This is a genomic window from Nocardia acididurans (assembly GCF_016741815.1).
Lineage (GTDB): Bacteria > Actinomycetota > Actinomycetes > Mycobacteriales > Mycobacteriaceae > Nocardia > Nocardia acididurans.
Genome location: NZ_JAERRJ010000018.1, coordinates 101,628 through 124,914, shown reverse-complemented (window position 1 = coordinate 124,914; position 23,287 = coordinate 101,628). Strand labels below are relative to the sequence as shown.

Annotated in this window: 22 protein-coding genes; 11 read left to right on the top strand and 11 right to left on the bottom strand. The window is 69.0% G+C overall.

Going from position 1 to position 23,287, the window contains the following annotated elements:
* Positions 1 to 62: 62 nt before the first annotated feature.
* A complete protein-coding gene (locus JK358_RS35455; RefSeq protein WP_232852444.1) occupies positions 63 to 734 on the bottom strand; it encodes an SRPBCC family protein in 672 nt (223 codons plus the stop codon).
* A 401-nt stretch (positions 735 to 1,135) separates the two neighbouring features.
* On the opposite strand from JK358_RS35455, the gene JK358_RS35450 reads away from it, so the two are divergent.
* The gene (locus JK358_RS35450; RefSeq protein ID WP_201957047.1) at positions 1,136 to 1,972 is read left to right on the top strand and encodes an SGNH/GDSL hydrolase family protein; all 837 of its coding nucleotides are present in this window, start codon (positions 1,136 to 1,138) and stop codon (positions 1,970 to 1,972) included.
* 64 nt (positions 1,973 to 2,036) lie between these two features.
* On the opposite strand, the gene JK358_RS35445 is transcribed toward JK358_RS35450, so the two are convergent.
* Both JK358_RS35445 and zapE read right to left on the bottom strand, forming a co-directional pair.
* Entirely contained in the window at positions 2,037 to 2,846 is an 810-nt protein-coding gene (locus JK358_RS35445; protein WP_307817893.1) for a tyrosine-protein phosphatase, read from the bottom strand.
* 108 nt (positions 2,847 to 2,954) lie between these two features.
* Positions 2,955 to 3,980, bottom strand: coding sequence for a cell division protein ZapE (gene zapE, locus JK358_RS35440; RefSeq protein ID WP_201957044.1), 1,026 nt, complete (start codon positions 3,978 to 3,980; stop codon positions 2,955 to 2,957).
* A gap of 35 nt (positions 3,981 to 4,015) precedes the next feature.
* On the opposite strand from zapE, the gene JK358_RS35435 reads away from it, so the two are divergent.
* From JK358_RS35435 to JK358_RS35415, 5 genes are all read left to right on the top strand, one after another.
* Complete coding sequence (locus tag JK358_RS35435; RefSeq protein WP_201957031.1) at positions 4,016 to 4,786, top strand: pyrimidine reductase family protein; 771 nt, start codon at positions 4,016 to 4,018, stop codon at positions 4,784 to 4,786.
* A 36-nt stretch (positions 4,787 to 4,822) separates the two neighbouring features.
* Positions 4,823 to 6,391 (top strand): alpha/beta hydrolase, encoded by a 1,569-nt coding sequence (locus tag JK358_RS35430; RefSeq protein WP_201957029.1) that lies wholly within the window; start codon positions 4,823 to 4,825, stop codon positions 6,389 to 6,391.
* A 72-nt stretch (positions 6,392 to 6,463) separates the two neighbouring features.
* Complete coding sequence (locus JK358_RS35425; RefSeq protein ID WP_307817892.1) at positions 6,464 to 7,801, top strand: glycosyltransferase family 87 protein; 1,338 nt, start codon at positions 6,464 to 6,466, stop codon at positions 7,799 to 7,801.
* Positions 7,802 to 7,915: 114 nt separating this feature from the next.
* Positions 7,916 to 8,359: a peptide-methionine (R)-S-oxide reductase MsrB gene (gene msrB / locus JK358_RS35420; protein ID WP_201957024.1), complete on the top strand. Its 444-nt coding sequence runs from the start codon at positions 7,916 to 7,918 to the stop codon at positions 8,357 to 8,359.
* 136 nt (positions 8,360 to 8,495) lie between these two features.
* The gene (locus tag JK358_RS35415) at positions 8,496 to 8,729 is read left to right on the top strand and encodes a hypothetical protein (RefSeq protein WP_201957022.1); all 234 of its coding nucleotides are present in this window, start codon (positions 8,496 to 8,498) and stop codon (positions 8,727 to 8,729) included.
* Positions 8,730 to 8,787: 58 nt separating this feature from the next.
* Here the strand turns inward: JK358_RS35415 and JK358_RS35410 are convergent, their stop codons facing one another.
* Positions 8,788 to 10,191, bottom strand: coding sequence for a lipase family protein (locus tag JK358_RS35410; protein ID WP_201957019.1), 1,404 nt, complete (start codon positions 10,189 to 10,191; stop codon positions 8,788 to 8,790).
* A gap of 543 nt (positions 10,192 to 10,734) precedes the next feature.
* Here JK358_RS35410 and JK358_RS35405 point away from each other — a divergent pair.
* On the top strand, positions 10,735 to 12,246 hold the full coding sequence (locus JK358_RS35405; RefSeq protein ID WP_201957016.1) for a hypothetical protein: 1,512 nt from the start codon (positions 10,735 to 10,737) through the stop codon (positions 12,244 to 12,246).
* A gap of 228 nt (positions 12,247 to 12,474) precedes the next feature.
* On the opposite strand, the gene JK358_RS35400 is transcribed toward JK358_RS35405, so the two are convergent.
* The 4 genes from JK358_RS35400 to JK358_RS35385 all read right to left on the bottom strand — a co-directional run bounded on the left by JK358_RS35400 (position 12,475) and on the right by JK358_RS35385 (position 16,207).
* Positions 12,475 to 14,031, bottom strand: a complete 1,557-nt coding sequence (locus tag JK358_RS35400) for an ArnT family glycosyltransferase (RefSeq protein WP_201957015.1) — start codon at positions 14,029 to 14,031, stop codon at positions 12,475 to 12,477.
* 321 nt (positions 14,032 to 14,352) lie between these two features.
* The gene (gene hemQ, locus JK358_RS35395; protein WP_181580548.1) at positions 14,353 to 15,048 is read right to left on the bottom strand and encodes a hydrogen peroxide-dependent heme synthase; all 696 of its coding nucleotides are present in this window, start codon (positions 15,046 to 15,048) and stop codon (positions 14,353 to 14,355) included.
* 67 nt (positions 15,049 to 15,115) lie between these two features.
* Positions 15,116 to 15,472 (bottom strand): hypothetical protein, encoded by a 357-nt coding sequence (locus JK358_RS35390; RefSeq protein ID WP_201957012.1) that lies wholly within the window; start codon positions 15,470 to 15,472, stop codon positions 15,116 to 15,118.
* Positions 15,473 to 15,550: 78 nt separating this feature from the next.
* Complete coding sequence (locus tag JK358_RS35385) at positions 15,551 to 16,207, bottom strand: hypothetical protein (protein ID WP_201957009.1); 657 nt, start codon at positions 16,205 to 16,207, stop codon at positions 15,551 to 15,553.
* A gap of 121 nt (positions 16,208 to 16,328) precedes the next feature.
* Here JK358_RS35385 and JK358_RS35380 point away from each other — a divergent pair, with 121 nt between their 5' ends.
* Positions 16,329 to 17,282 (top strand): threonine/serine dehydratase, encoded by a 954-nt coding sequence (locus tag JK358_RS35380; protein ID WP_201957006.1) that lies wholly within the window; start codon positions 16,329 to 16,331, stop codon positions 17,280 to 17,282.
* 122 nt (positions 17,283 to 17,404) lie between these two features.
* Here the strand turns inward: JK358_RS35380 and JK358_RS35375 are convergent, their stop codons facing one another.
* Together JK358_RS35375 and hemE are read right to left on the bottom strand one after the other, a co-directional pair.
* Entirely contained in the window at positions 17,405 to 18,790 is a 1,386-nt protein-coding gene (locus JK358_RS35375; RefSeq protein ID WP_201957003.1) for a protoporphyrinogen oxidase, read from the bottom strand.
* Between the two features lie 180 nt (positions 18,791 to 18,970).
* Entirely contained in the window at positions 18,971 to 20,038 is a 1,068-nt protein-coding gene (gene hemE, locus JK358_RS35370; RefSeq protein WP_201956999.1) for a uroporphyrinogen decarboxylase, read from the bottom strand.
* Positions 20,039 to 20,111: 73 nt separating this feature from the next.
* On the opposite strand from hemE, the gene JK358_RS35365 reads away from it, so the two are divergent.
* Positions 20,112 to 20,741 (top strand): DUF3000 domain-containing protein, encoded by a 630-nt coding sequence (locus JK358_RS35365; RefSeq protein ID WP_201956996.1) that lies wholly within the window; start codon positions 20,112 to 20,114, stop codon positions 20,739 to 20,741.
* A gap of 141 nt (positions 20,742 to 20,882) precedes the next feature.
* Positions 20,883 to 22,133 carry an HRDC domain-containing protein gene (locus JK358_RS35360; RefSeq protein WP_201956994.1) on the top strand — a complete coding sequence of 417 codons (1,251 nt, stop codon included), beginning with the start codon at positions 20,883 to 20,885 and terminating at the stop codon, positions 22,131 to 22,133.
* A 43-nt stretch (positions 22,134 to 22,176) separates the two neighbouring features.
* Here JK358_RS35360 and JK358_RS35355 read toward each other — a convergent pair whose 3' ends face one another.
* Positions 22,177 to 22,599, bottom strand: a complete 423-nt coding sequence (locus JK358_RS35355) for a hypothetical protein (protein WP_201956990.1) — start codon at positions 22,597 to 22,599, stop codon at positions 22,177 to 22,179.
* 237 nt (positions 22,600 to 22,836) lie between these two features.
* Here JK358_RS35355 and JK358_RS35350 point away from each other — a divergent pair, with 237 nt between their 5' ends.
* Entirely contained in the window at positions 22,837 to 23,277 is a 441-nt protein-coding gene (locus JK358_RS35350) for a VOC family protein (protein ID WP_201956988.1), read from the top strand.
* Positions 23,278 to 23,287 lie beyond the last annotated feature (10 nt).

The window sequence follows — 23,287 nt, the reverse complement described above, 5'->3', positions numbered from 1 at the left end:
TTCGAAGCGACCGAGTCGATCGGTCGGGGTACGGGTAGGACGCGCGAGAGCCTTCGCGCGTGCTACCCGGGGTGTTCGGCCAAGCCCGCCAGGCGGGTGAGATCCGCCCGGAGGGCCTCGGTCCGGTCGTGGTGGGCCGGGTTGGTGAGCCAGATCAGGCGGTCGAACCAGACTGGGAGGGAATGGATTCGGTAGGTTTGGGTGATTCGGGTGGTGGTGGTGGGGGTGGGAGTCAGGGTGTAGCGCCACTCGGTGGTGTCGCCGTAGAGGCCGCCGTGGGTGGTCCAGGCCAGTTCTCGAGGTTCGTCCACGGTGGTGAAGGTGCAGGTGCGGCTCCAGCGTTGGATGCCGGATCTGCTCGTGCCGCGGAAGCGGACGCCGGGGGCGGCCTCGGTGGTGGCGTCGAGCCAGCGGGCGGAATGACATTCGTGGCTCCATTCGCCGATCCGGGTGACATCGGTGAGGATGTTCCAGATCTGTTGGGGCGAGGCGGATGTCGTCGTCTCGCAGGTGCCGCGCTGTTCCTCGCGTTTCCTCCACTTCTGCCATTGCCGGGCCTGGCCGTTGCGGGCGCGGACCAGCGGGTAGAGGTGCTGGCCCTCGGATTCGTGATGGTGTTCTTGGAAGCGCATCATCCACGCCAGATGGTCTGCCAGGTCGCGGCGCAGCGCGGAGTGCACTATGCCCATGACACGGGTGTCGGCAGGTCGGGCGGTGCCGGTGTGGGCGGTCATGATTCGCTCCCCTTGTGAATCGGCCTCGATCTCGACCGTAAGCCCGCGTGACCAGGCAGAACATCGGGCGATATACCCACTCGCGCCGACTCCCCCGCGGGCCGATGGGGCATTGTGTGTAGCACCCATCCGGCAGGCCGCACTGGCGCGGCTACTGCTGGCGACCGGCCCGGTCTTCGGGGAGCGGAGTGCCCTGACACAAGGCGCGGCCGGGGTGGTTGTGCGTCGGCACATTGCCGCCGTGCCCACCCGGGAACAGACTGTGATCCAGCGCATAATCGGTGGGTTGTCCCCGGTGCCGACGCTGGGGCGCGACGGGAGCCCTGTCCGCCGATCCCGGCATTCGCCCGCTACTGCGCCGATCCCACACCACCACTACCGGAGCGACAAGGAAGTCCTCGATGACATTGCGAGCACTGTGTTCAACGCTCACGCTGGCCGCCGCACTGCTGGTAACCGGAACGGGGCAGTCGTCCGCCGACACGGCCGGAGCCGAGTACGTCGCACTGGGTGACTCGGGGGCGGCGACCACGGGTGCGCAGAATCTCGATACCGGCGCGCCGCTCGTGTGCCTGCGGTCGACGACGAATACGCCGCGATTCGTGGCCGCGAGCCTGGGGCTGCGGCTGGATGACCGGTCGTGCAGTTCGGCGCGGATCCCGCATCTGACGACATCCCAATCAGCCGGTGTCGCACCGCAATTCGATGGGCTCGGACCTGGGACCAAGCTCGTGACGGTGCATATCGGCGCGAATGACGCGCAGTTCACCTCGCATATCGTGGGCTGTCAGGCTGCCGCGGTGAGTGGTGGGTGCGCGGGGCGGGGCGAGCGGTGGGATGCCGATATCGACGGGATCGCGGGGTCGTATGCCGCTGCGCTGCGGGAGATTTCACGGCGGGCACCGAACGCCACGGTGGTCGTCGACGGGTGGCCGCAGTACATGCGGGACGGGGGCTGCCCTGAGTTGCTCGGATTGGCCGCCGGGGATGCCGGGTTCATTCAGTCCAAGTTCGATCGGCTCAATACCGTGGTCGCGCGGGAGGCGGTGGCGCACGGCGCGATCTATGTCAGCACCCGGGAAGCCTCGGCCGGGCGGGATGCGTGCGCGCCCGCCGGGGTGCGCTGGATCGAACCCGTTGTGGCGACGCAGACGCTGCTGCCCTATCACCCGACGGTCGAGGGTATGCGCGGGGTCGCCGAGGTGATCGTGGCCGGGGTGCGCGCCGCGGATCGGTAGCCCGGAACAGGCGAACCCTCCTGCCGGGCAGGAGGGTTCGGTCGGCCGAATGTGAAAACGCCTGTCAGGCCAGGAGTTTGGTCTTCAGGGCGGTGATGTCGTCGGCGGAGAGCTTCAGGCCGTCGCGGACGTAGTTGTCGAAGCTGCCGTAGCTCTGGTTCGCCTGATCGAAGGCCGAGTCCAGTGCCGCCTTGGTGACGCCGTTCATCATGTCGCCGTCGGTGGCGTTGCGGTAGTAGTTGGACAGCAGGTAGTCGTAGGTGACGGTGTCGCGGTCGACGCCCAGGATGGTGAGCAGCACAGCGGCGGTCCAACCGGTGCGGTCCTTGCCCGCGGTGCAGTGGAACAGCACGCCGCCGGGGTTGTAGGCGATGTCGCGCAACACATTCGCGAACGCCTCGGATGCGCCGGGGGCGGTGATGAAGGCGCGGTAGAGGTCGGTGCCCGCCGAGAGGGTGGAGGCCATCACCTGCGGCGGGGCCTGGCCGATCACGTCGTCGTGGTACTCGGTCGCGCCCGCGGGGACCTTGTCGACGCCCAGGAGCTGCTGTTCGTAGCTGGTGCGCAGGTCGTGGACCGCACGCACGTTCAGGGACGTCAGCTCGGCCAGATCGGCGTCACCGGCCTTGCTGAGGTCGCCGGTGCGGAACACCAGGCCGGTGCGGACGGTGCGGCCGTCGGTGGTCTGGTAGCCGCCGGCGTCGCGGGCGTTGACCACGTTCCGCAGGCCCAGCGAGCGGTTGTCGGTGTTCACCACGACGCTGCTGGTGGCGGCGGGCGGGGCGGCGGCCAGGGCGGTCGCGGCGGGGCCGAATGCGGCGGACATTCCGACGGTCAGGACGACCACGGCACGGAAAGCGTGGGTACGGATCACTACCTACCTCGTCTCGTTTCGACGGGCCCGAATCGTGGCCGGGCCCGTCGAGTCAGCAGTCTTCAAGCAAACTACCGGACGTATGACCAGGTCGAGCGATCGCCCCGGTCAGGACGCGGTAGCCGGAGCCTCGAACCGAGACAGGGCAAGGAGCCGGGAGATGGCACGCAGGTACTTCTTCTTGTAGCCGCCATCCAACATCTCCGGCGTGAAGATCTGATCCAGCTTCGCGCCCGACACCGTCACCGGAATACCCGCGTCGTAGAGCCGGTCGGCGAGCACCACGACACGAAGCGCCACCGCCTGATTCGGCACCGGATGCACACCGCGGATGTAGACCGCGGAGACGCCGTTGATCAGCGCACCGTACCGCGACGGATGCAGCGTGCTCAGATGCTCGAGCAGCTGATCGAAATCGTCGAGCGTGGAACCCGGTGTGGCGGCGGCCCTTTCGACCAGCACGTCGGCCGCGGTCGGCTCGGGGGCGGGCGGCAGGTCGCGGTGCCGGTAGTCCGGGCCGTCCACGCGGATGGTCTCGAACAGCGAACCCAGCTTCTTGATCTCCCGCAGGAAGTCCTGCGCCGCGAACCGGCCCTCACCCAGCTGACCCGGCAGCGTATTCGAGGTGGCCACGATGGACACCCCGCGCGCGGTCAGCTCGGCCAGCAGCCGCGACACCAGCATGGTGTCGCCCGGATCGTCGAGCTCGAACTCGTCGATGCACAGCACGCTGTTGGCCGACAACCGCTCCACGGCATTGTTGAAGCCCAGCGCGCCAACCAGATTGGTGACCTCACCGAAGGTGCCGAAGGTCTTGGGCGAGGGCACGGAATGGAAGATCGAGGCCAGCAGGTGGGTCTTGCCCACACCGAAGCCGCCGTCCAGATACAGGCCGATACCGCTCACCGGCTTCTTCTTGCCGAACAGCGACTTCTTGTCCGCGGCCTTGCGCAGCTTGGTGACCGAGTTCGCGAACTCCTCGGCTTTCCGCACGGCCGCGGCCTGCGAGGGCTCCTTCGGGTCCGGGATATAGGACGCGAAGCTCACCTCGTCGAAGGTGGGCGGAGGAACCATCTGGGCCACGAGCTGGTCTGCCGGAACTTCCGGGTGGCGATCGACGAGGCGTTGTTGCACCGGTGCAGCCTACTGACGTGGTGTGATGACTTCTCATGCAGCGTATGCCGAATGCGATTCAGCTCACAGATCTGTCCCACGACGATCTGGTGACGCTCTACGCCTACCCGGTGGCGCCGGTGCGGCCGTGGATCCGGGTCAACTTCGTCACCAGCATCGACGGCGCGGTCACCCTCGACGGACGCTCCGGCGGCCTGGGCACACCCGCCGACAAGACCGTATTCCGGATACTGCGCGATCTGGCCGATGTGGTCGTGGTCGGGGCGGGCACCGCGCGCGCCGAGAATTACGGGGCGGCCCATACGGATTCGCAGTTGCGCACCCGCCTGTATCACCACGGCTTCGGCGGCGACCCGGACGGCGCGGCCCCGCGCATCGCCGTCGTCACCGCGAGCGCCGCCCTCGATCCCACCAGCAGGTTGTTCACCGACACCGGCGCGCGGCCCCTGGTGATCACCACCGCCGACGCGCCCGCCGACCGCAAACGGACCCTCGCCGACACGGGCGCGGAAGTCGTGGAGGCGGGCGAAACCTCGGTCACCCCGGCCGCTCTCATCAACGCACTCGCGGCCCGGAAGATGCGCCGCGTGCTGTGCGAGGGCGGGCCGAGCCTGTTCGGCGACCTCATCGCCGCACAGGCCGTCGACGAACTCTGCCTCACCGTCTCTCCCCTGCTGGTCGCGGGGACCGAGGGGCGAATCTCGGTGTCCCCCAACGCCGTGCCCACCCCCATGCACTGCCGCCATCTGCTCTTCGACGAAGACGGCACCATTCTGACGCGATGGGTCGCGAGTCACACCCACTGAATGAAAGCCGCCGCGATACCTGGCAGGCTGTAGCGCATGCGCTGGACTCGGGCCGCTCTGCTGGCGTCGACACTTTCGATCCTGGTGACCACCGGCTGTGGTGCCGGACCCTCCGATCGGCCCGCCGTGGCGGTGGAACGACCGCATCAGGGCGGCGTGGTCGCGCCCAGTACGACACCGGCCGAGGCGACGGTGCCCGATCCCGAAGTGCCCAAGACCGACCTGGCCTGGCGGGACTGCACGGTGCCGACCTTCAATCTGCTGGCCCTGGGCGCGCCGCCCGCCGGATTGATCCTGGAATGCGCCGAATACACCACGCAGGTGGACGCCGCAGGCACCGTCGCGGGCAACTTCCGCACCGCGGCACTGCGCGCCCGGACCGACAAGACACCGCTCGACGCACCGCCCCTGGTGCTCACCTCCGGCTCCGATCGGGCCTCCACCGGCACCCTCGCCGGACTCGCGGCCGGGCCGGGCGGCACCGCGGCGCTGGACGCGCGGCCCATCGTGGCCGTGGACCGGCGCGGCATCGGCAGCTCGCAGGCCGTCAACTGCATGACCACCGAGATCCGCCGCGACATGTCGGATCAGGCGCAATTCACGCGCGGCACAACCGATCCCGTCGACGCCGTGGCCAAGGTCAGCCAGGACGCCACCATCGCCTGCCTGGACTTCCTCACACCCGCGCAGAACACCTTCGACAACGCGCACGCCGCCGACGACATCGAACAGCTGCGGCGGCAGTGGCAGGTCGAGCACATCGCGCTGCTGGGCACCGGCAGCGGGGCCTCGGTCGCGCTCAGCTACGTGCGCAAGTACGGCGATCATCTGGCGCGGCTCGTACTGGATTCACCGCAGCCGGTCGGGCTCGACGCCATCGGGCGCGCCGAACAGCAGATCCGCGGCTCCGAGGCCGCGCTCACCGCGTTCGCACAACGCTGTGCGGCCCTGAACTGCGCGCTCGGCGGGGATCCGCGCACCGCCGTCATCGACCTGGTGAACCGGGCCGGCAAGGGCGAGTTCGGGGATCTGTCGGCCTCCGCGCTGGTGACCACGCTCAGCGGATTCCTCGGCGACCCGCGCATGCAGAACTCCCAGATCACCGAATTCGCCGACGCCCTCGCGGCACTCGGCCGCGGCGACCGCACCCGCATCGACCCGCTGGTCGTGCGGGAGGCCGCCGCCATCGCCAACGACGGCGCATTCGTCAACCGCTGCAGCGACTTCCAGCAGCCCGCCACCCCCGTGCGCGCCAAGGAGCTCGTGAATACCTGGGGCGCACAGTATCCCGTCTTCGGCAAGGTCGGAGCCATCGAACTCATGGCCTGCTCGGCCTGGCCCGCCGCCGCCACCGTGCCCGCGCTCAGCGGCACATTCGAGAAACCCGTGCTCGTCCTGGGCGGCAATGCCGACCCGGTGAGCGGGCCCGACGCCCGCCCGACCGTCACCGGCGCGCTCGGCACCGTCGGCGCGCGCACCGCCACCGTCGTCTGGCAGGGGTGGGGCCATCCCACCTACGCGCACTCCGGATGCGCGCAGCAGGCCGTCAACGACTATCTGAAGGACAAGAAGCTGCCCGCCGACGGCACGGCCTGCCCGGCATGAAATCGTGGAAGCGCGCTTGAACACCGTGGGTCGCCGCACCCCTGACGGTGGCTTTCGGTGTACCGTGCCCAGGTGTTCCTTCGCCAGCTCGAGCCACGCAGCGCTCGTACCACCGCCGAGGTCCTGAACTTCGCCCTGTGGCCGTTCGCGGTACTGACGGTGTTGAACCGGGTCTTCATCAAGGCGGTCAACGGGTACATCACCGACGACTTCCGTCCGGTGTACAACGCATCGCTGCACTTCCTGCGGCACGAGCCGATCTACAACGCGAACTTCGACTCGACCGATCCGCACTATCTGTACCCGCCGAGCGGGACGCTGCTGATCTCGCCGCTGGCGATTCTCGATCCGGAGAAGTCGCGGTGGGCGTTCATTCTGCTGAATGCCGCCGCGATCATCCTCGCCGGATATCTGCTGCTGCGGCTGTTCAACTTCACGCTGTCCTCGGTGGCCGCGCCCGCGCTGCTGCTGGCCATGTTCGCCTCCGAGACGGTGACGAACACGCTGGTGTTCACCAATATCAACGGCTGTCTGTTCCTGCTGATGGTGGCGTTCTTCCATCTCGTCATCAGGCGCCAATTCCTTTGGGCGGGTGTCGCGCTCGGGCTCGCGATCGCCGTGAAGGGGCCACTGCTGGCACCGCTGCTGATGATTCCGCTCGTCATGGGCCGATGGGAGGCGACCGGCAAGCTCGGCGGCATTCCGATGGGTCGGCCCAAGGAAGGCCAGTGGCAGGTGCTCGTCACCGCCCTCGGCATCCCGGTCGCGCTCAACCTCGCCGCGTGGCCGCTGATCGTGGACTACAAGCAGTTCTGGACGCACACGCTGCCGTACCTGTCGGAATCCCGCGACTACTTCAACAGCGCGATCGTCGGCAATGCGGGCTACTACGGTGTCGCCGACTGGCTGACCTGGACGATGCGCATCGTCATCGGCGTCCTGGTGCTCGTATCGCTGTGGCTGCTCGTCCGGTACTACCGCTCCGACGAGGTGTTCTTCGTCTGCACCGTGTCGGGCATTCTGGTCACCGCGGTGCTGCTGCTCAGCTCACTGGGCCAGATGTACTACTCGATGTTCATGTTCCCGCTGTTGATGACCGTCGTGCTCCGCAATTCGCTGATCCGCAACTGGCCCGCCTGGGTGGCGATCTTCGGATTCATGACCTACGACAAATGGCTGTCGGACCGCTGGCAGAGCGCCGGGCGCACCCTGGAATACCTGCGCACCACCTTCGGCTGGTCGCTCCTGCTGATCGTCGTGTTCTGCGTCCTCGCGGACCGCTACCTGGCCGCCAAACGCGAAGGCCGACTACAGCCGGGCAAGACCCTCGACCCCGCCTGGATGCACCTTGAGCAGCAGCGCGACATCGCAGATCCGGAGGCGACAGCTGATTTCGTACGGGCCGGGTAACTCGCCGGGTACGACCTGAATCGGTTCGGCAGCAAACCGGCGGCACGCGTGCAGAACGGAGCACGGCACTCAGCCGCGCGCCAAAGGCTCGGGGAGGCGGGTTAGCGTGGAGTTATGAGTTCTGACTCCGATACCTCGATCCCGGCCCCGCGTATCCAGCTGACGCCGCAGGAATGGCGGGCCAAGCTCTCCCCCGAGGAATACCGGGTGCTGCGTGAGGCGGGCACCGAACGGCCCTTCGTCGGCGAGTACACCGACACCGAAACCGACGGCGTGTACTCGTGCCGGGCCTGCGGTGCCGAACTGTTCCGCAGCAGCGAGAAGTTCCATTCGCACTGCGGCTGGCCGTCGTTCTTCGATCCGGCGAAGTCCGACGCGGTGATCCTGCGGTCCGACGACTCGCTCGGCATGCACCGCGTGGAAGTGCTGTGCGCCAACTGCCACAGCCATCTGGGGCACGTGTTCGAGGGCGAGGGGTACGCCACGCCCACCGACAAGCGCTACTGCATCAACTCGATCTCGCTGCGGTTGCTGCCGTCGGAGGGTTCTACCAGCTGAAACGCCGACGCCGGGCGCGCCGTCGGGGATCACGAAGTCCTGTGGAGAGTGCGAGGCCCACGGCCACGAACACTCCGACGCGCCGAACAGGACCGCGCAGGACCTGGAGGTTTCCGGCGGGAGGACAATGACGGCCATGGAGATTGTCACGGCTTCGGATCTGCGGAGACTGCTGGCCGCGGACGATAACGCCGCCTACCTGGTACTGGTCGAAGGCCGAGTGGACGTCGTTCCCAGCGGCGACGCACCCGGCCTGGTCCTGATCGACCGCGCCCAGGTCGTGGACCGGATCGGATCCGATCCCGACCCGACCGCACTGAACGAGTTCGCCGCCCTCCTGGACTCGGAAATACGTCTCCAAGGCGGCTGACCGGCCCTGGGATTCCACCTCCGACTGCCGGGAGCCCGCGGGACGCGTGATCATGAGATCAGTTGACGCCGAGCGGTTTTCCGAACAGCGCGCCCAGTGTGTCACCGAGGGTCGCGGCGGTGATCTGCAGACCGTTGGGGTCCAGGGCGAGCCAGCCCACGTCGGTGGTCGAACAACCGCTCTGCGCGGGGATTCCATTGAGGCGGTCCCGCATCCACAGCATGGCCGGCCCAGCACCCGAGAGCTCGGTGGTGACGTGCTCGGCGAAATGCTCACGCAGGTATTGCACATTCGCCTTCGGGTCCCGGCAGTAGGTGTCCACCAGGGTGTTCACCTGACCCACGGGAATGAGCTCATCCGGATTGCCCTGCCAGATGTACATCGGCATATCCGGCACGGCTTTGCCCATGCGGGTCTGCTCGACGACGTTGCGCACCTCGGGGCGCAGCATCGGATCGCCGGGCACCCGCAGCATGCCTTTCAGATTCAGGAAGGGGAACACATTGACGAGGTACTGGACGCACAGCCCGCCCTGCACCGTCGTGACCGCCTTGCCGAACAGATCCATGTTCTGGTTGACGAAGGCGGCGAATTCCGGGTACTCGCGGGTGAGTCCCATGGTCGCGGCCAGCACGACACCGGACCACAGGCCATTGTTGCCATTGTCGAGCACCACACCGAGATCCGACGGCACGCCGCCTTCGGCGGTCGCGACGATGTTCAGTTCCGGCGCGTAGCTCTGCCGCAGCTCGGCCGCGTGCCCGGTGGCGATCGCACCGCCGGAATAGCCGTACAGGCCGATCCGGGCGTCGGGCGTGATCCGCAGGGGGTCGAAGGCGCGGGCGGCGCGAATGCCGTCCAGGGTGATCCGCCCCGCGAGCGGGCCCGCCGCGTACGCCGAGTCCGGACCCTGATGGTCCGGGATCACCACACCCCAGCCCTGGCTCAGCGCCCCCTGCGCGATGACGAACTCGAGGGGTGCGACGAGCTGGCCCAGGAACGGGCTCGCCGACAAATGCTGCACGGCATACGACGGCGCGCAGTAGCCGCCCAGCGAATCCTCGGCAAGCTGCACCGACAGCACCTTGTCCGGCGCCGACCCGCGCGGCTTCAGCACCGTGGCCACCGCCGGGATCGCCTCGTCGCGAGAGTTGTTCGACCGGTACGACACCTGCCAGGCATCGACATTGAGCGGTGCCAGCGACGCGTTCGCCGCGGTGATCTGCCGCGCCGCGATGATCTCACCGGGAGCCTTGGCGGCCACCAGCTCGGTGGCCGGACGATAGAAACCCTGGTCCAACTCCGGCGGCAACGGTATCGCGGCCTGCGGCTGCACCACGACCGGCGCTTCCGCGCTTTCCGGATCAGCCACGGCGACAACGGTTCCCGTCGTCACCGCGACCATCGCGACCAGAGCCGACAGCAGGGTGATCCGCGCGACGCTGCGCCCCCGTGAGGCCATCACTCAACTCTCCGATCATCACTGTGAGACCAACCGGGCTCACATTCCGTCAGACTATGTCATGCCTGTGACCCACCTCGCAAGCAGGCTCTCGCGAGACGCAGCCCTCTCGGACGTCCCGGAGAACGATTCCAGCGGCGACAATTCGGGAAGCCCGGACGCCGGGACGCGACGCCCCTATCGCGGAATGTCACTGCCGCAACGCCCTTGGTCGCGGAGAACACCGGCACGACGGCGCCGCACTCCCACGGCAGCCGCAGCGCCGGATCACGCCACCCGCCCGAAGCCCTCCTCGGCGAATCCGAGCACGGTCGGTGCGTTCATCGGCTGGAGGGTACGGTCGCCCCGCCGGGCCCGGGACTGTGCCGGTGTACAGCGAGGCTGCGCCCCCGTTGTGCGTCCGCACCCTACCTCTCGTATCCCCTGTCCAAGTGCGGATTCCGCGCGGCATAGTCGGAGGTACGGGCAGGGACGCCACCGCTGGACGGTGTGCGTCGCGGCCGCCCGACAGCGCAGAGCAGCACGGCGGAAGTGGAGGCAACGATGCCCCAGCGCAGCGAGGACGTCCGATACACCCTCGGGGACGTCCAGATCAGCACGGTCACCTGGCGCTCCCCCGCCGCGGTCACCGACGCCCCGGCCGCCTGCGACACCCTCGGCTATCAGCGCTACCGCCCGCTCGATGCCGCCGGGCGGCCCGTGACCGCCGATCTCGTGCTCTCACTGCAACCCGGAAACACCGGCGGGCCTTCGAGTTTCGATCCACTGGCACGCAATCTCATTGCAGCGCTGCGCCGTAGCGGGGTGAACTGCGAGGTCTGGGCGATGGCCCGGCGCGGCCAGCCACTCACCGACCCCACCGGCATGCGCGCAGCCGTGGCCGCGGGCGATCATCGGGTGGCGGTCGACTACTACTATCGCGGCCGGGCACTGGGCGGGCGCACCTACACCGGCTGGCTGCCGATGCGGCGACAGCGCTTCCTGCGCGACTACGGTCTGGCGCAGGTGCTGCGCGACTGGCACACGATCCACAGCCTGGAGCTGCCGGACCCGGCGCAGCGGGCGCGACAACTGGTCATCGGCGGGCATTCACTGGGCGGCCCCCTGTCGAACTTCTACTGCCAGTGGGATTTTCCGAGCGGCCCCGGATACCGCGAGGTGGCCGGAGTGATCGGCCTGGACGGGCCGATCACCGTCGATCCGCTGCAGCTGGACCTGCGCGCGGCCCACCGGACCCGGACCGCCCTGCGCATGCTGGCCGCGACGACACACAACCGCCTCGCCCCGCCCTCCAACAATGTCGGTCCGCTGCGCCTGGGCGACCTCGCACTACTGCTGAGCACCGCCGCGCTGGCCGCGCGTTTCCACCCGCAGGCCCACAGCACCCTGCTGGCCGACGTACCGCGAAGCATGCTGGTGGACAGTCTGTTCCGGCTGCTGTACCCGCAGGGCGGGCCGCGACGCTGGCAGCTCACCAACGCCGCCCTGTTCGGCACCCTGTTCAGCCGGTCCGCCGCGGCCACCACGCTGGCCAACGACATGGGCACCTACCAGGGCGCGGTGCGCGTCAAACGCGCCGGGCTGACCCGGCTGGCGCGCACGCCGCTGGCCGGCGAGATCGTCACGGCCGCCTTCGGCGGCGGGCCGCTGCACATGCCCGCCGATCCGCGCCGCACCCTCACCGACTGGTGCGCGGACGGCGGCATCAGCAGCTTCACCGACACCGTATTCGCCTGGGGCAATGGCGAATTCAGCTACCTCAACAGCTACGAGTCGCGGCGGCTGGTGGGTGAGGCGTTCGCCGGCATGATCGGCGAACGCTCCGGCGATCTCACGGGCCTGCGGCACGGCGACTGGGAGGAACACATCCCGTCGCTGACCATCACCGGGGATGTGTGGACACCGATCCGCCGCAGGCTGCACCCGCGCGCGAATCTCATCCACGCCGAGGGCTATTCGCATCAGGACGTGCTCAGCGCCCGGCAACCGGATGTGGTGGTCGACTCGATGACCGCCTTCCTGCTCGGGAACCTCGAGATCGCGCGCAGCGCGTAGCCGGCACCGGTTCGGGCGGCATGACCGATACCCCGCGAGCACTGCGCACCACCACCCCGAATTTCCGGCTTCATCGTGCGTGCGCACATTCATCCGGCATTCCGGCACCGAGCCGCCGTTGGCCGGACATCGTCGTAGCGAAGACCGCACGGCGGGGACGAAATCCGGCCGGTACGAGGCGAATTGGTCGGTCAGCGTGGACCAGTCGGAGGTGTGCGCGACCGCCGGTCACGGGGTCGGCGGGGTGACCATGTAGGTCAGCTCCGGCCAGGCGGCCGACAGCGGGGTCCGGGGATCGCGGCAGATCCACACGGTCACATAGCGGTTCTGTCCGCCGATGCCGAGGCTGTCGTTCAGTCGCAGGGCCGCGGTGGTGTCGCCGAAAGCGGCCAGGAAGGCGCGCTGTTCGCGGCCGCTGTCGTGGGCGACGTAGATGATGGTCTTCGCCGAGTCCGGTGGTGGACCGAATTCGGCGAAGCCGCGATGGGGGCTGTACACCGGGGGGAGGCCCCTCGACCGTCCGTAGTGGTCGAGTGCGCCGGCCTGGTTGTAGGCCGCCGCGACGACGACGGCATCGGCGCGGTCGGCGGCGGGGAGGCCGTCCACCACCGTTTCCACGGCGTCGGCCAGGTCGGTCCAGTAGTCGTTGCCGTAGTGCCGCATCGCGCCGAGATAGTCGACGGCGGGTTCGTCGATCCAGCTGCGCGGGTAGGGCAGCAGGGCCAGGAATACGAGCGTCACCGCGGACAGGGCGGTGAGGACGGAGAAACCCCGCCGCAGCGGGACCCGCGCCCGAGCGGTCGCGAGGAGACCGGCCAGGGTCGCCGCGCCCACGCCCAGCAGTGCGGGAATGACTCCGGCGACGTAGTAGGCGCGGCCCTGCCCGGCGAGTACCAGGGTCAGCATCAGGACGCCCGCGATCAGCACGAATCGGTACGGTCGCAGGTCCGGCAGCCGAACCAGGCCGTACATGCCGAGCAGGACCAGTCCGCCGCCGAGGAATCCGGGGAGGATCAGGATCGCGGCGACGGTGCCCCACTGTCCGCCGCCTGTCTGTGCCATTTCGTGGGCGATCGCGCTGTTGGTCGCCAGCTGCGGCCAGTCGCGGGACGCCTGCCACAGCAGGGGTGGGACGGCGGCCGCCGCGAAGATCAGCAGGCCCAGCCACAGGGCGGGGCGGCGCAGCATCGCGCGGGGTCCGGCGGCGAGGACGCCGAGGCCGAGGCAGGCCGCCGCGAGCAGGATCAGCCATTTGTCCTGCACGTCGAGTGCCGCGGCCACGCCGACGGCGATGAGCAACCGGTCGCGGCGGGTGCGGACCCAGCGGATCAGCAGCCAGATGACCAACGCCTGCAGGGTCAGGTCGAAGGCGACGGTGGTCAGCACGGTGAAGGCGAACACCAGCGGTGACGCGATACAGGCTGCCGCCGCGAGCATTTGGTAGCGCGGGCGCGCGCCGCATTCGCAGGCCACGGCCGCGGCGAGGACCGCGACCGCGAACAGCGCGAGCAGGCCGGGGATGCGCAGGGCGAGCGCGGATCCGGGGGCGAGCAGGTCGCACAGGCGCGCGATCAGGGGAACCAGTGGGCCGTTGTCGACGTAGTCGACGGCGAGCCGCCGGCCGCACGCGAGGTAGTACAGCTCGTCGCCGGCGAGCTGGAATCGTGCCGCCGAGACGGACAGGGCGAGCGTCGCCACCCCGGAGACGAGCAGGACGCCGCGCCAGGCGAAGCGAGGGTGCGTGGGGGTTGTCTTCTCGGATTCGGGGATGTGGGTGAGCGTCACTGGTTCTCTTCTGGATGCGCGACGGCTCGGCCGTCAGGGCAGGGGGCATGCCCGTGTCAGCGCACCCTAACGTGATGAGCTTCCGATCTCCCAATTTTCTGAAACATTGATGTTTCATTCCATGAAAGGGGAGGTCACCGGAAAAACCTTCGGCGTGCCGCGCAGCGGCACGCCGAGGACTGCGTCAACCCGGCATCCCTGCAACCGCACCCCTCGGGCAGCGCAAACAGCTGAGTCGCGGAAACACTATGGGGCATGCACGAATTCGTGCATGCCCCGAATTCGGTGGGCACCGTTCCGGTTACCCCCCGCGCGAACCACCTATGGCAGCGACGCCACCAGCTTCTCGACCTCCACCCGCGGGCCGGTGAAGAACGGAATCTCCTCGCGCACATGCAGTCTCGCCTCGGTGGCGCGCAGGTCACGCATGAGATCCACGATGCGGTGCAGCTCCGGGGCCTCGAAGGCGAGGATCCACTCGTAGTCGCCGAGCGCGAAGGACGACACGGTGTTGGCGCGCACATCCGGGTAGCCGCGCGCCGCCTTCCCGTGATCGGCCAGCATCTTGCGACGCTCCTCGTCCGGCAGCAGGTACCACTCGTAGGAGCGCACGAACGGGTACACGCAGATGTAGTTGCCCGGCTCCTCACCGGCCAGGAAGGCCGGGATGTGCGACTTGTTGAACTCGGCCGGACGATGCAGCGCCGCATTGCTCCACACCGGATTGCTGGCCTGACCCAGTTCGGTGACGCGCCGGAAATCGGCGTAGGCGGCCTGCAGATCCTCGATCTTCTCCGCATGCCACCAGATCATGAAATCGGCGTCGGCGCGCATACCGGCCACATCGTAGATACCGCGCACCACGATGCCGCGCTCCTCGAGCGACTCGAAGAATTCGCGGGTCTCCTTGATCACGGCTTCCCGGTCCTCGCCCAGCACACCGGGTTCCACCTGGAACACCGAGAACATGAGGTAGCGGATGGTCGAGTTCAAGGCCTGGTAATCGAGTCGCGCCATGCCACCATCGTGCCATTGCGGGCGAATCTCCCCGGCGGCGGACCCTCGCAGGTGCGCCGCGGCCCGATCACAGCTCGCTGATCTGCGCGGCGATCAGGATGGCACTGACCCCGGCGGACAGCGCGAACGCCCGCGCGGTCGTACCCCAGCGCTTGTGCAGCACCGCCACGAGCGCGGCGGCCACACCGGCGAGGAAAAGGAACGCCATGGTCGCCGAACCCGCCATCGCGAAGCCGAGCTTCTCCAGCAGCACCGCACCGCCGAACAGCAGCAGCCACTGCGCGACGAACATCACCGGGAAAGCCAGTGCCGCTGTCTTCCACAGCTTTCGACCGGTCAGCATGGCGCGACGCCCCGGACGCGATCGACTCCGATCCAGATCCGGCATCGTGCGCTGATACGGGCTGTGCTGCCGCAGGCTCACTTCCGCTCCTCCCCGTGGGATTGCTGTCGAGCGGTTATCGCCGGGGCGGGCGGGAATGTTCACACAGTGCGGCGTGGATCACTGTCCGGTTGCGGGATCCCAGGATTCGATGAGCCGGCGCAGGCCGTCGCGGAAGATCTCGTCCCCGTCGGTGACCAGGGCGGCGATCTCGCCCACATGGGCTGCCACCAGCGGATGTTCGACCGGGTCGCAACCGGCCAGGGACGAACGGATGCGCGCCGCGGTGGATCTGGGCGTGTGATGATCCACCAGGCCCGCGTTCGCCAGCGTGAACAGGTACATCTCACGGTAAGCGTGCAGGGCCGTGCGGATCGGCAGGCCGAGCGAAAGATTGTCCGCCACTTGCGGTTCGAACAGTTTGGCAAGCAGGATCGGGCCCAGCCACGGGCGCGGGCCGCGCAGCAGCACCAGGCCCGGATGGGCGGCCAGCAGGGTGTAGAACGCGGTGAATCGCTGCGCGGTAGCCTGCGCCCAGGGCAGCGAACCGGGCTCGATATCGGGCAGGCCCCGGGCCAGATGATCGGCCAGCAGATCCAGCAGGCCGTTCAGATCGCCGCCACCGCGGCGGACCACGGTCGTGTGCGACACCTGCAGATACGCGGCGATGGCACGAAAACTCAGCTCCGACGATCCACGCTTCTCGATGATCGCCAGACCGGCTTCGGCGATCGCCTGCGGGGTCGCCTCGTCGAGTTCTTTCGACCTTCTGGGCATGCCACCATCGTAAGTTACAGTGTAACTATCCGCAGCGGGGGGCCGGGCGATACCAGGCGTCCTCCGCGAAACCTCGGTCCGCCCACCGGCAATGATCGATTCGAACAGTGAGGGAAAGCCTGTGCAACCCAGCTACGCCGATGTGAAGGCCGCGGCCGATCGATTAGCCGGATACATCCGGCCCCTCGCCATCGCACCCGCGTGCTCCCGCTCCATCCCGGGCGTCGGCGTCGGCACCGAGATCTCGCTGGCCCTCGAATACCTCCAGCACACAGGCAGTTTCAAGGCTCGCGGCGCGGCCAACTTCACCCTCGCGCACCGTGATCTGGGGCTGCTGCCGCGCGCCGGCATCACCATCGCCTCCGGCGGCAACGCGGGTGTCGCCTGCGCGTGGGCGGCACGCCGGATCGACACCCACGCCACCGTCTTCCTGCCCGACACCGCGCCGCCGGTGAAGGTCGCGCGGCTGCGCCGGCTGGGAGCGCAGGTACTCTCCGGCGGCGAGTCCTACGCGGACGCCGCCGCCGACTGCGAGCGCTACGCCGCGGCCACCGGAGCGCTGCGCTCACACGCCTACGACGACCCCTACATCGCCGCCGGAGCGGGCACCCTCGTCGACGAAATCCTCAGCCGGGTAGGCGGACTCGACACCATCCTGGTCTCCGTCGGCGGCGGCGGACTGTTCACCGGAGTGGCCGTCGCCGCCGCCCACCACGGCATCCGCGTCGTCGCCGTCGAACCCGAGAACTGCCGCGCCTTCCACGCCGCCCGCGAAGCCGGACACCCCGTCGACGTCCCCGTCGACTCGATCGCCGCCGACGCCCTCGGCGCCCGCCGCATCACCCCGATGGCTCTGACCGCGGCAGCCGCCGCCGAAGTCCACTCCCTGCTGGTCACCGACGAACACATCAGCCGCGCCCGCCAATTCCTGTGGGACGACCGCCGCATGGCCGTCGAACACGCCGCCGCAACCGCCTACGCCGCACTACATTTCGGCGTCTACCAGAGCCGCCCCAACGAACGCCTCGCCGTCATCCTCTGCGGCGCCAACACCGACCCCAGCGACCTGGCCTGAGCCACGCAGAACCGAATCCGGCTCCGCCGCAGCATCGTACGACCGGACAGCACCACGCCTGCGAGCACTCCCGAGATCTCGGCCCCGGGCGCGAGGATGCGGGGGCAGCACGCCCCGGCAGGTCAGGACAGCATGCTCGCGATGCGGGTGGCGGCGGCTGTTCCGGAGGCCGCGCAGGCCGGGACGCCGACGCCGTCGAGGTAGGCGCCCGCCAGAGCGAGGCCGCCGAGATCCGCTACGGCCGTGCGTAGTTCGGCGATCCGGGTGGTGTGGCCGGGGGCGTATTGCGGTAGGCCGCCGGGCCAGCGCTGGACGACGGCGCGCCGTGGGCGGATCGCCGTGCCGGTCACGGTGGTGAGGTCTTCGACGGCGGCGGTGATCAGGTCCTCGTCCGGCCAGGAGAGCGGGGTGTCGTCGCCGAAGCGGCCGAAGGAGGCGCGGACCAGGGCGACATCGCGGGCGGCCAGGTGTGGCCATTTGCGGCTGGACAGGGTGAAGGCCTTGGCGCGCAGGGGTTCTCCGGTGGCGACCAGGATGCCGGAGTTGTCGGGCAGGGCGGTGTCGCGCGGCAGGGTCATGGCCACGACCGCCGAGGAGGCGAGTTCGATACCGGCGGCGAGATCTGCTGCGGCGGGGGCGACTTCACGCAGCAGCTCGGCGGTGACCGGGGCCGGGGTGGCCAGGACGACGGCGTCGAACACTCCCAGCGCGTCGAGCTGCCACCGTGGCGCGGGCGACGTCGACGAGGGTGCGGATGATGACGCGGCGGGGAGCCGGGTGAGTTGTGTTGCGGTGGTGGATATCTCGACCTTCACCCCGGCTGCGGCGCGCAGCGCGTCGAGCAGGACGCCGTAGCCGTCGCGGATACCGCCGAACACCGGTGTGTCCGAGGGCGGCGGCAGGGTGCGCGCGATCGCCTGGGTCAGGCTCGGCGCGCCCGCATCCAGTGCGGCGGCCAGAGTCGGCAGCGCCGCGCGCACGCCGATCGAACTCGCCAGTCCCGCATACACTCCGCCCAGCAGCGGATCGACACTGCGTCGAACCACCTGCTCCCCGAAGCGATCCGCGACCAGCGCACCCACCGAGACATCACCGCCCGGCACCCAGTGCAGCGGCCGATCCGGCTCGGCGGCGATCTTGGCCACCGTGGCGTCGTCGACCAGACCGGCTACTGATTCTGGCCCCGACGGAATCCCCATCAACGTCTGCTCCGGCAGCCGATGCCCACGCCCCTGCGACCACACCAGCGGCCGCTTACCCGCCGGATGAACCAGCTGGTCCTCGATACCCCATTCCCGCATGAGCGCGGGGATTTCCGGCCGCCGCCCCACGAACGCCTCGGCCCCCAGATCCACCGGTTCCCCCGCGATCTCCACGGTCCGAAGAATCCCGCCGACCCGATCCCGCCGCTCGACCAGCACTAGGTCGGCGCTGTCCCCCAACGCTTTCCGCAGCCGATAGGCCGCGACAAGCCCACTGATCCCGCCACCGACCACCGCGATCCGCATCGACCACTCCTCGTCACCCGATGGTCGCCGTCGCCCGGCGCGCCGAGCACAGCGACCGCGCCCGCACCTCACCGTCGAGCCGCTCCCCGAGCAACCTACTCCCGCCCCCGATGTGACCCACGCCCCGCCCGCGCGGGAGCGGCGACGGCGGCTCAGGGCGATTTTCTCCCCGCAGCAGGACTACAGCGGGGCGGGGAGGCTGTGGATGAGGGCGACCGTGTCGGTGATGACGGTGGGGTCGGTGTTGGGGAGGACGCCGTGGCCGAGGTTGAAGATGTGGCCCTTCGCGCCCAGGGTGATCGCCTCGTCGGCCTCGCGGGCGATGCGGCGGACCTCACGGTCGATGGCGGCGGGACCGGCGAAGAGGACTGCCGGGTCGAGGTTGCCCTGCAAGGCTTTTCCGGGGCCGACCCGGCGGACGGCCTCGTTCAGCGGCACGCGCCAGTCGACGCCGACCACGTCCGCCCCGGCTTCGCCCATGGCGCCCAACAGTTCTCCGGTGCCCACACCGAAGTGGATGCGCGGGATGCCCGCCGCCGCCACCTCGGCGAAGACACGCTGCGAGTGCGGGAAGACGTATTCGCGGTACTGGGCCAGCGTCAGCGCGCCCGCCCAGGAGTCGAAGAGCTGCACCGCGTCCACGCCCGCGGCGATCTGGGCGCGCAGGAACTCGATGGTGATGTCGGTGAGGACGCCGAGCAGGGTGTGCCAGGTGTCCGGATCGGCGAGCATCATCGCCTTGGTGCGCTCATGGTTCTTGCTGGGGCCGCCCTCGACCAGGTAGGACGCCAGGGTGAACGGCGCGCCCGCGAAACCGATCAGCGGGACCGTGCCGAGTTCCTTCAGCAGCAGGCCGATACCGGCTGTGACCGCGCCCACCTCCTCGGCGCGCAGCCGAGGCAGCGCGCGCACATCGGCGACGGTGCGCACCGGATTGGCCACCACCGGGCCGACTCCCGCCACGATGTCGAGGTCGATGCCCGCGGCCTTGAGCGGAACCACGATGTCGGAGAACAGGATTGCCGCGTCCACATCGTGGCGGCGGATCGGCTGCATGGTGATCTCGCACACCAGCTCCGGATCGAAACAGGACTCCAGCATGCCGATTCCGGCCCGCACCTCGCGGTACTCGGGCAGCGAGCGGCCCGCCTGGCGCATGAACCACACCGGACGCCGATGCGGCACGCCACCGGTGGCGGCGGCGAGGAGTGGGGCATCGGTCAGCAGGCGGCGCGTGTGAGTGCTCATCACGAGTCATCGTAAAGGCCCCCGGCGGCGCGCCTCTCACCACGCCGCGTCCCGGAGGTCTACCGTGCCTTGCGTGACACCGCTCGACTTCCGCGACGGCGCCGCACCGACCCCGGAGCCAGAAGAACCCGCAAGGTTCCGCGCCGCGGTCGATGCGATGGGTACCGCAACCGTGCATCCTCGAATCGAGCTCGCACCTATCCGTCCCCCGCAGCGCCTGGCCCCCTACTCCTACGCATTGGGGGCGGAGGTCACTCGGCCCGACACCAATGTGGTGCCCGTCGACTCCGACGGTGACGCGTTCGGGCGGCTCATCCTGTTACACGACCCCAACGGGCAGGAAGCCTGGCACGGGGTGTTCCGGTTGGTGGCCTACATCCAGGCCGATATCGACTCCGCGCTCGCGGCCGACCCGCTGCTGCCGGAGGTGGCGTGGAGCTGGCTGGTGGACGCGCTCGAATCGCGCACCGGGTACACCGCGCTCGGCGGCACGGTGACCTCCACGAGCTCGGTGCGCTACGGCGATATCGCCGGACCGCCGCGCGCGCATCAGCTCGAACTGCGGGCGTCGTGGACGGTCGGCGACACGAATATGCGTCCGCATGTGGAGGCGTTCGCCGAGGTGCTCGCGTACGCGGCCGGATTGCCGCCCGCGGGTGTCACCCGGCTGGACGTGCGCCACGGCGACCACGACGACGAGTAGCGCCGCCATCCAGAACAGCTGTACCGCAACCAAATCGACGGCGGGAACGTACGATTCCGAACAGCGCGCCGCAGCGCCCCGGGCAACCGATTCACCACGGGACGCGGGCACGCCGCCGCACTACCCGTAAAGTTCAAGACCATGTCCGTACCAGAAGAACCCGAAGCCACTGCCGCGGTACCGTTGCTCGCGCCAGTAGAGGGTGTACCGCCGGTATTGGACAGTGCTGCCGAAGTTCGGGACGCCGCACGCAAACTCGCCGCGGGCACGGGTCCGCTGGCCGTCGACGCGGAACGCGCCTCCGGATTCCGCTACTCCAATCGCGCCTATCTGATCCAGTTGCGGCGCGCGGGCGCGGGCACCTTCCTCATCGATCCGATTCCCGTGGACGGGGCGCTGACTCCGCTCGCGGAGACCGTCAACGATCTGGAATGGGTGCTGCATTCGGCGGATCAGGATCTGCCCGGACTGGACGAGCTCGGGCTGCGGCCCGCGCGCCTGTTCGACACCGAACTCGGCGGCCGGCTCGCCGGTTACGAGCGGGTCGGACTGGCCGCCATGGTCGAACGACTGCTGGGCCGGGAACTGCGCAAAGGCCACGGCGCGGCCGACTGGTCCACGCGACCGCTGCCCGACGACTGGCTGAACTACGCCGCCCTCGATGTGGAACTTCTGCTCGAACTGCGCGACGCCGTCGCCGCCGAACTCGAGGAGCAGGGGAAAACCGATTGGGCGGCACAGGAATTCGAACACGTGCGCACCACCGAACCCACGGGCCCGAAGGCCGACCGGTGGCGGCGCACCTCCGGCATCCACACCCTGCGCCGCACCCGCCAGCTCGCCGTGGTGCGCGAACTGTGGCTCACCCGCGACCGGCTGGCCCGGCTGCGCGATGTCGCGCCCGCGCGCATCCTGCCGGACTCGGCCATCGTGGCCGCCGCCACCAGCGAACCCAAGACCATCGCGCAACTGCGCACCCTGCCGGTCTTCGGCGGGCCACGCCAGCGCCGCTACTCCCGGGAGTGGCTCGGCGCGGTCGAACGCGCCCGCGCGCTGCCCGACAGTGAACTGCCGCCCCTCACCCAGCCCTTCGACGGCCCGCCGCCGGTGAACCGCTGGGAACGCCGCGATCCGGCCGCCGCGGCCCGCCTGCAGAAGGCCCGCGCCGCCATGACGGATCTGTCGACCGAGGTCGCCGTTCCGGTGGAGAACCTGCTCACACCGGACCTGCTGCGCCGCATGTGCTGGGACGGCCTGCCCCGTACCGTCACCAACGGCGACGCCCCCGCCATGATCGACGACTTCCTCGCCAACGGCGGTGCGCGCGCCTGGCAGCGGGACCTGGCCGTCTCACGGCTCGCATCCGCGCTTTATCCGACTCCAGGGAAGTAGTCGCGAGTCAGGCTCTATCCAACTCCCGCCGAGCAGGACGGAGTCAGGCCAGTGCCGCACGGGCGGTGCGGCGCTTGGCCAGATGGGGCCGCACCAGCATGACCGTCCCGGTGACCGCCAGCACGGCCAGCGGAGGCAGCGGCAGGTAGGACACCCACACCAGCGGGTCCGGCAGCGACAGCGCGACGAATGTCGCCAGCACCGTCACCGCGAGCATGATCCCCGCCCACCGGTGCACCGGCCGCACCCACCCTGCCGCGGCACGCTTGCGGTGCCGTCCCGTGCGATACCACCGCACGGCCATGGACAGCCCGGAAACAAGCAGCAACGCCAGCGGCGGCAGCGGCACGTACACCGCCCACTCCGGCCCGCCCACCGCCACCATGGTCGTGGTGAAGACGACCGTCGCCAAGAAAACTACGGCCAGCCAGCGATGCCACTGCCGAATACGCCTACTCCAGGTCATTGCGCCCTCCTCCGAAATCGACCCTCATCCCGGTAACCACACCGATCGGTCTCCAATGCGGAAAACACTAGCTACAACCCAGCGATCAGCGCTTCTTCATTCCTGATCAGTCCGGCCCGGCGTCGCCGCACTGCCTCACGAACCGTTTCGGAGTTGAATGTCGAGAATCGGCCGGTGGCTCCGTCCATCCGATGAAGGGCCGTGACAGGCGCGGCCGACGACGCGGGGAGAACAGCGATGACGGTTCAACGGATGGACAATGTGGGCATCGTGCTCGAGGATCTCGATGCGGCCATCACGTTCTTCGCCGAACTCGGGCTGGAACTCGAGGGCAGGATGGCGATCTCGGAGCCGTGGGCCGCGAAGATCGTCGGGCTGGACAGTCAGGAGCTCGATGTCGCTACGATGCGCACGCCGGACGGTCACAGCAAGCTCGAACTGATGAGTTTCCGGTCGCCCCAGGCGATCCGGACCGAACCGCATCCCGCACCGCCGAACGCGCTGGGCATCCGCCGACTCATGTTCGCCGTGGACGACATCGACGAGGTGATCGCCCGGCTGTCCGCGCTCGGCGCCGAACTCATGGGCGAGGTGGGACAGTTCGAGAATCTCTTCCGGCTCTGCTACCTGCGTGGACCCGAGGGGATCATGGTCGCGCTGGCCGAGCGGATCGGGTGAGTCCGGCGAG

What these genes read in the sequence shown, in the direction of transcription:
- JK358_RS35455 (WP_232852444.1), bottom strand. Translation starts at nt 734, where the DNA reads ATGACCGCCCACACCGGCACCGCCCGACCTGCCGACACCCGTGTCATG.
- JK358_RS35450 (WP_201957047.1), top strand. Translation starts at nt 1,136, where the DNA reads ATGACATTGCGAGCACTGTGTTCAACGCTCACGCTGGCCGCCGCACTG.
- JK358_RS35435 (WP_201957031.1), top strand. Translation starts at nt 4,016, where the DNA reads ATGCAGCGTATGCCGAATGCGATTCAGCTCACAGATCTGTCCCACGAC.
- JK358_RS35430 (WP_201957029.1), top strand. Translation starts at nt 4,823, where the DNA reads ATGCGCTGGACTCGGGCCGCTCTGCTGGCGTCGACACTTTCGATCCTG.
- msrB (WP_201957024.1), top strand. Translation starts at nt 7,916, where the DNA reads ATGAGTTCTGACTCCGATACCTCGATCCCGGCCCCGCGTATCCAGCTG.
- JK358_RS35415 (WP_201957022.1), top strand. Translation starts at nt 8,496, where the DNA reads ATGGAGATTGTCACGGCTTCGGATCTGCGGAGACTGCTGGCCGCGGAC.
- JK358_RS35410 (WP_201957019.1), bottom strand. Translation starts at nt 10,191, where the DNA reads ATGGCCTCACGGGGGCGCAGCGTCGCGCGGATCACCCTGCTGTCGGCT.
- JK358_RS35405 (WP_201957016.1), top strand. Translation starts at nt 10,735, where the DNA reads ATGCCCCAGCGCAGCGAGGACGTCCGATACACCCTCGGGGACGTCCAG.
- hemQ (WP_181580548.1), bottom strand. Translation starts at nt 15,048, where the DNA reads ATGGCGCGACTCGATTACCAGGCCTTGAACTCGACCATCCGCTACCTC.
- JK358_RS35385 (WP_201957009.1), bottom strand. Translation starts at nt 16,207, where the DNA reads ATGCCCAGAAGGTCGAAAGAACTCGACGAGGCGACCCCGCAGGCGATC.
- JK358_RS35375 (WP_201957003.1), bottom strand. Translation starts at nt 18,790, where the DNA reads ATGCGGATCGCGGTGGTCGGTGGCGGGATCAGTGGGCTTGTCGCGGCC.
- hemE (WP_201956999.1), bottom strand. Translation starts at nt 20,038, where the DNA reads ATGAGCACTCACACGCGCCGCCTGCTGACCGATGCCCCACTCCTCGCC.
- JK358_RS35360 (WP_201956994.1), top strand. Translation starts at nt 20,883, where the DNA reads ATGTCCGTACCAGAAGAACCCGAAGCCACTGCCGCGGTACCGTTGCTC.
- JK358_RS35355 (WP_201956990.1), bottom strand. Translation starts at nt 22,599, where the DNA reads ATGACCTGGAGTAGGCGTATTCGGCAGTGGCATCGCTGGCTGGCCGTA.
- JK358_RS35350 (WP_201956988.1), top strand. Translation starts at nt 22,837, where the DNA reads ATGACGGTTCAACGGATGGACAATGTGGGCATCGTGCTCGAGGATCTC.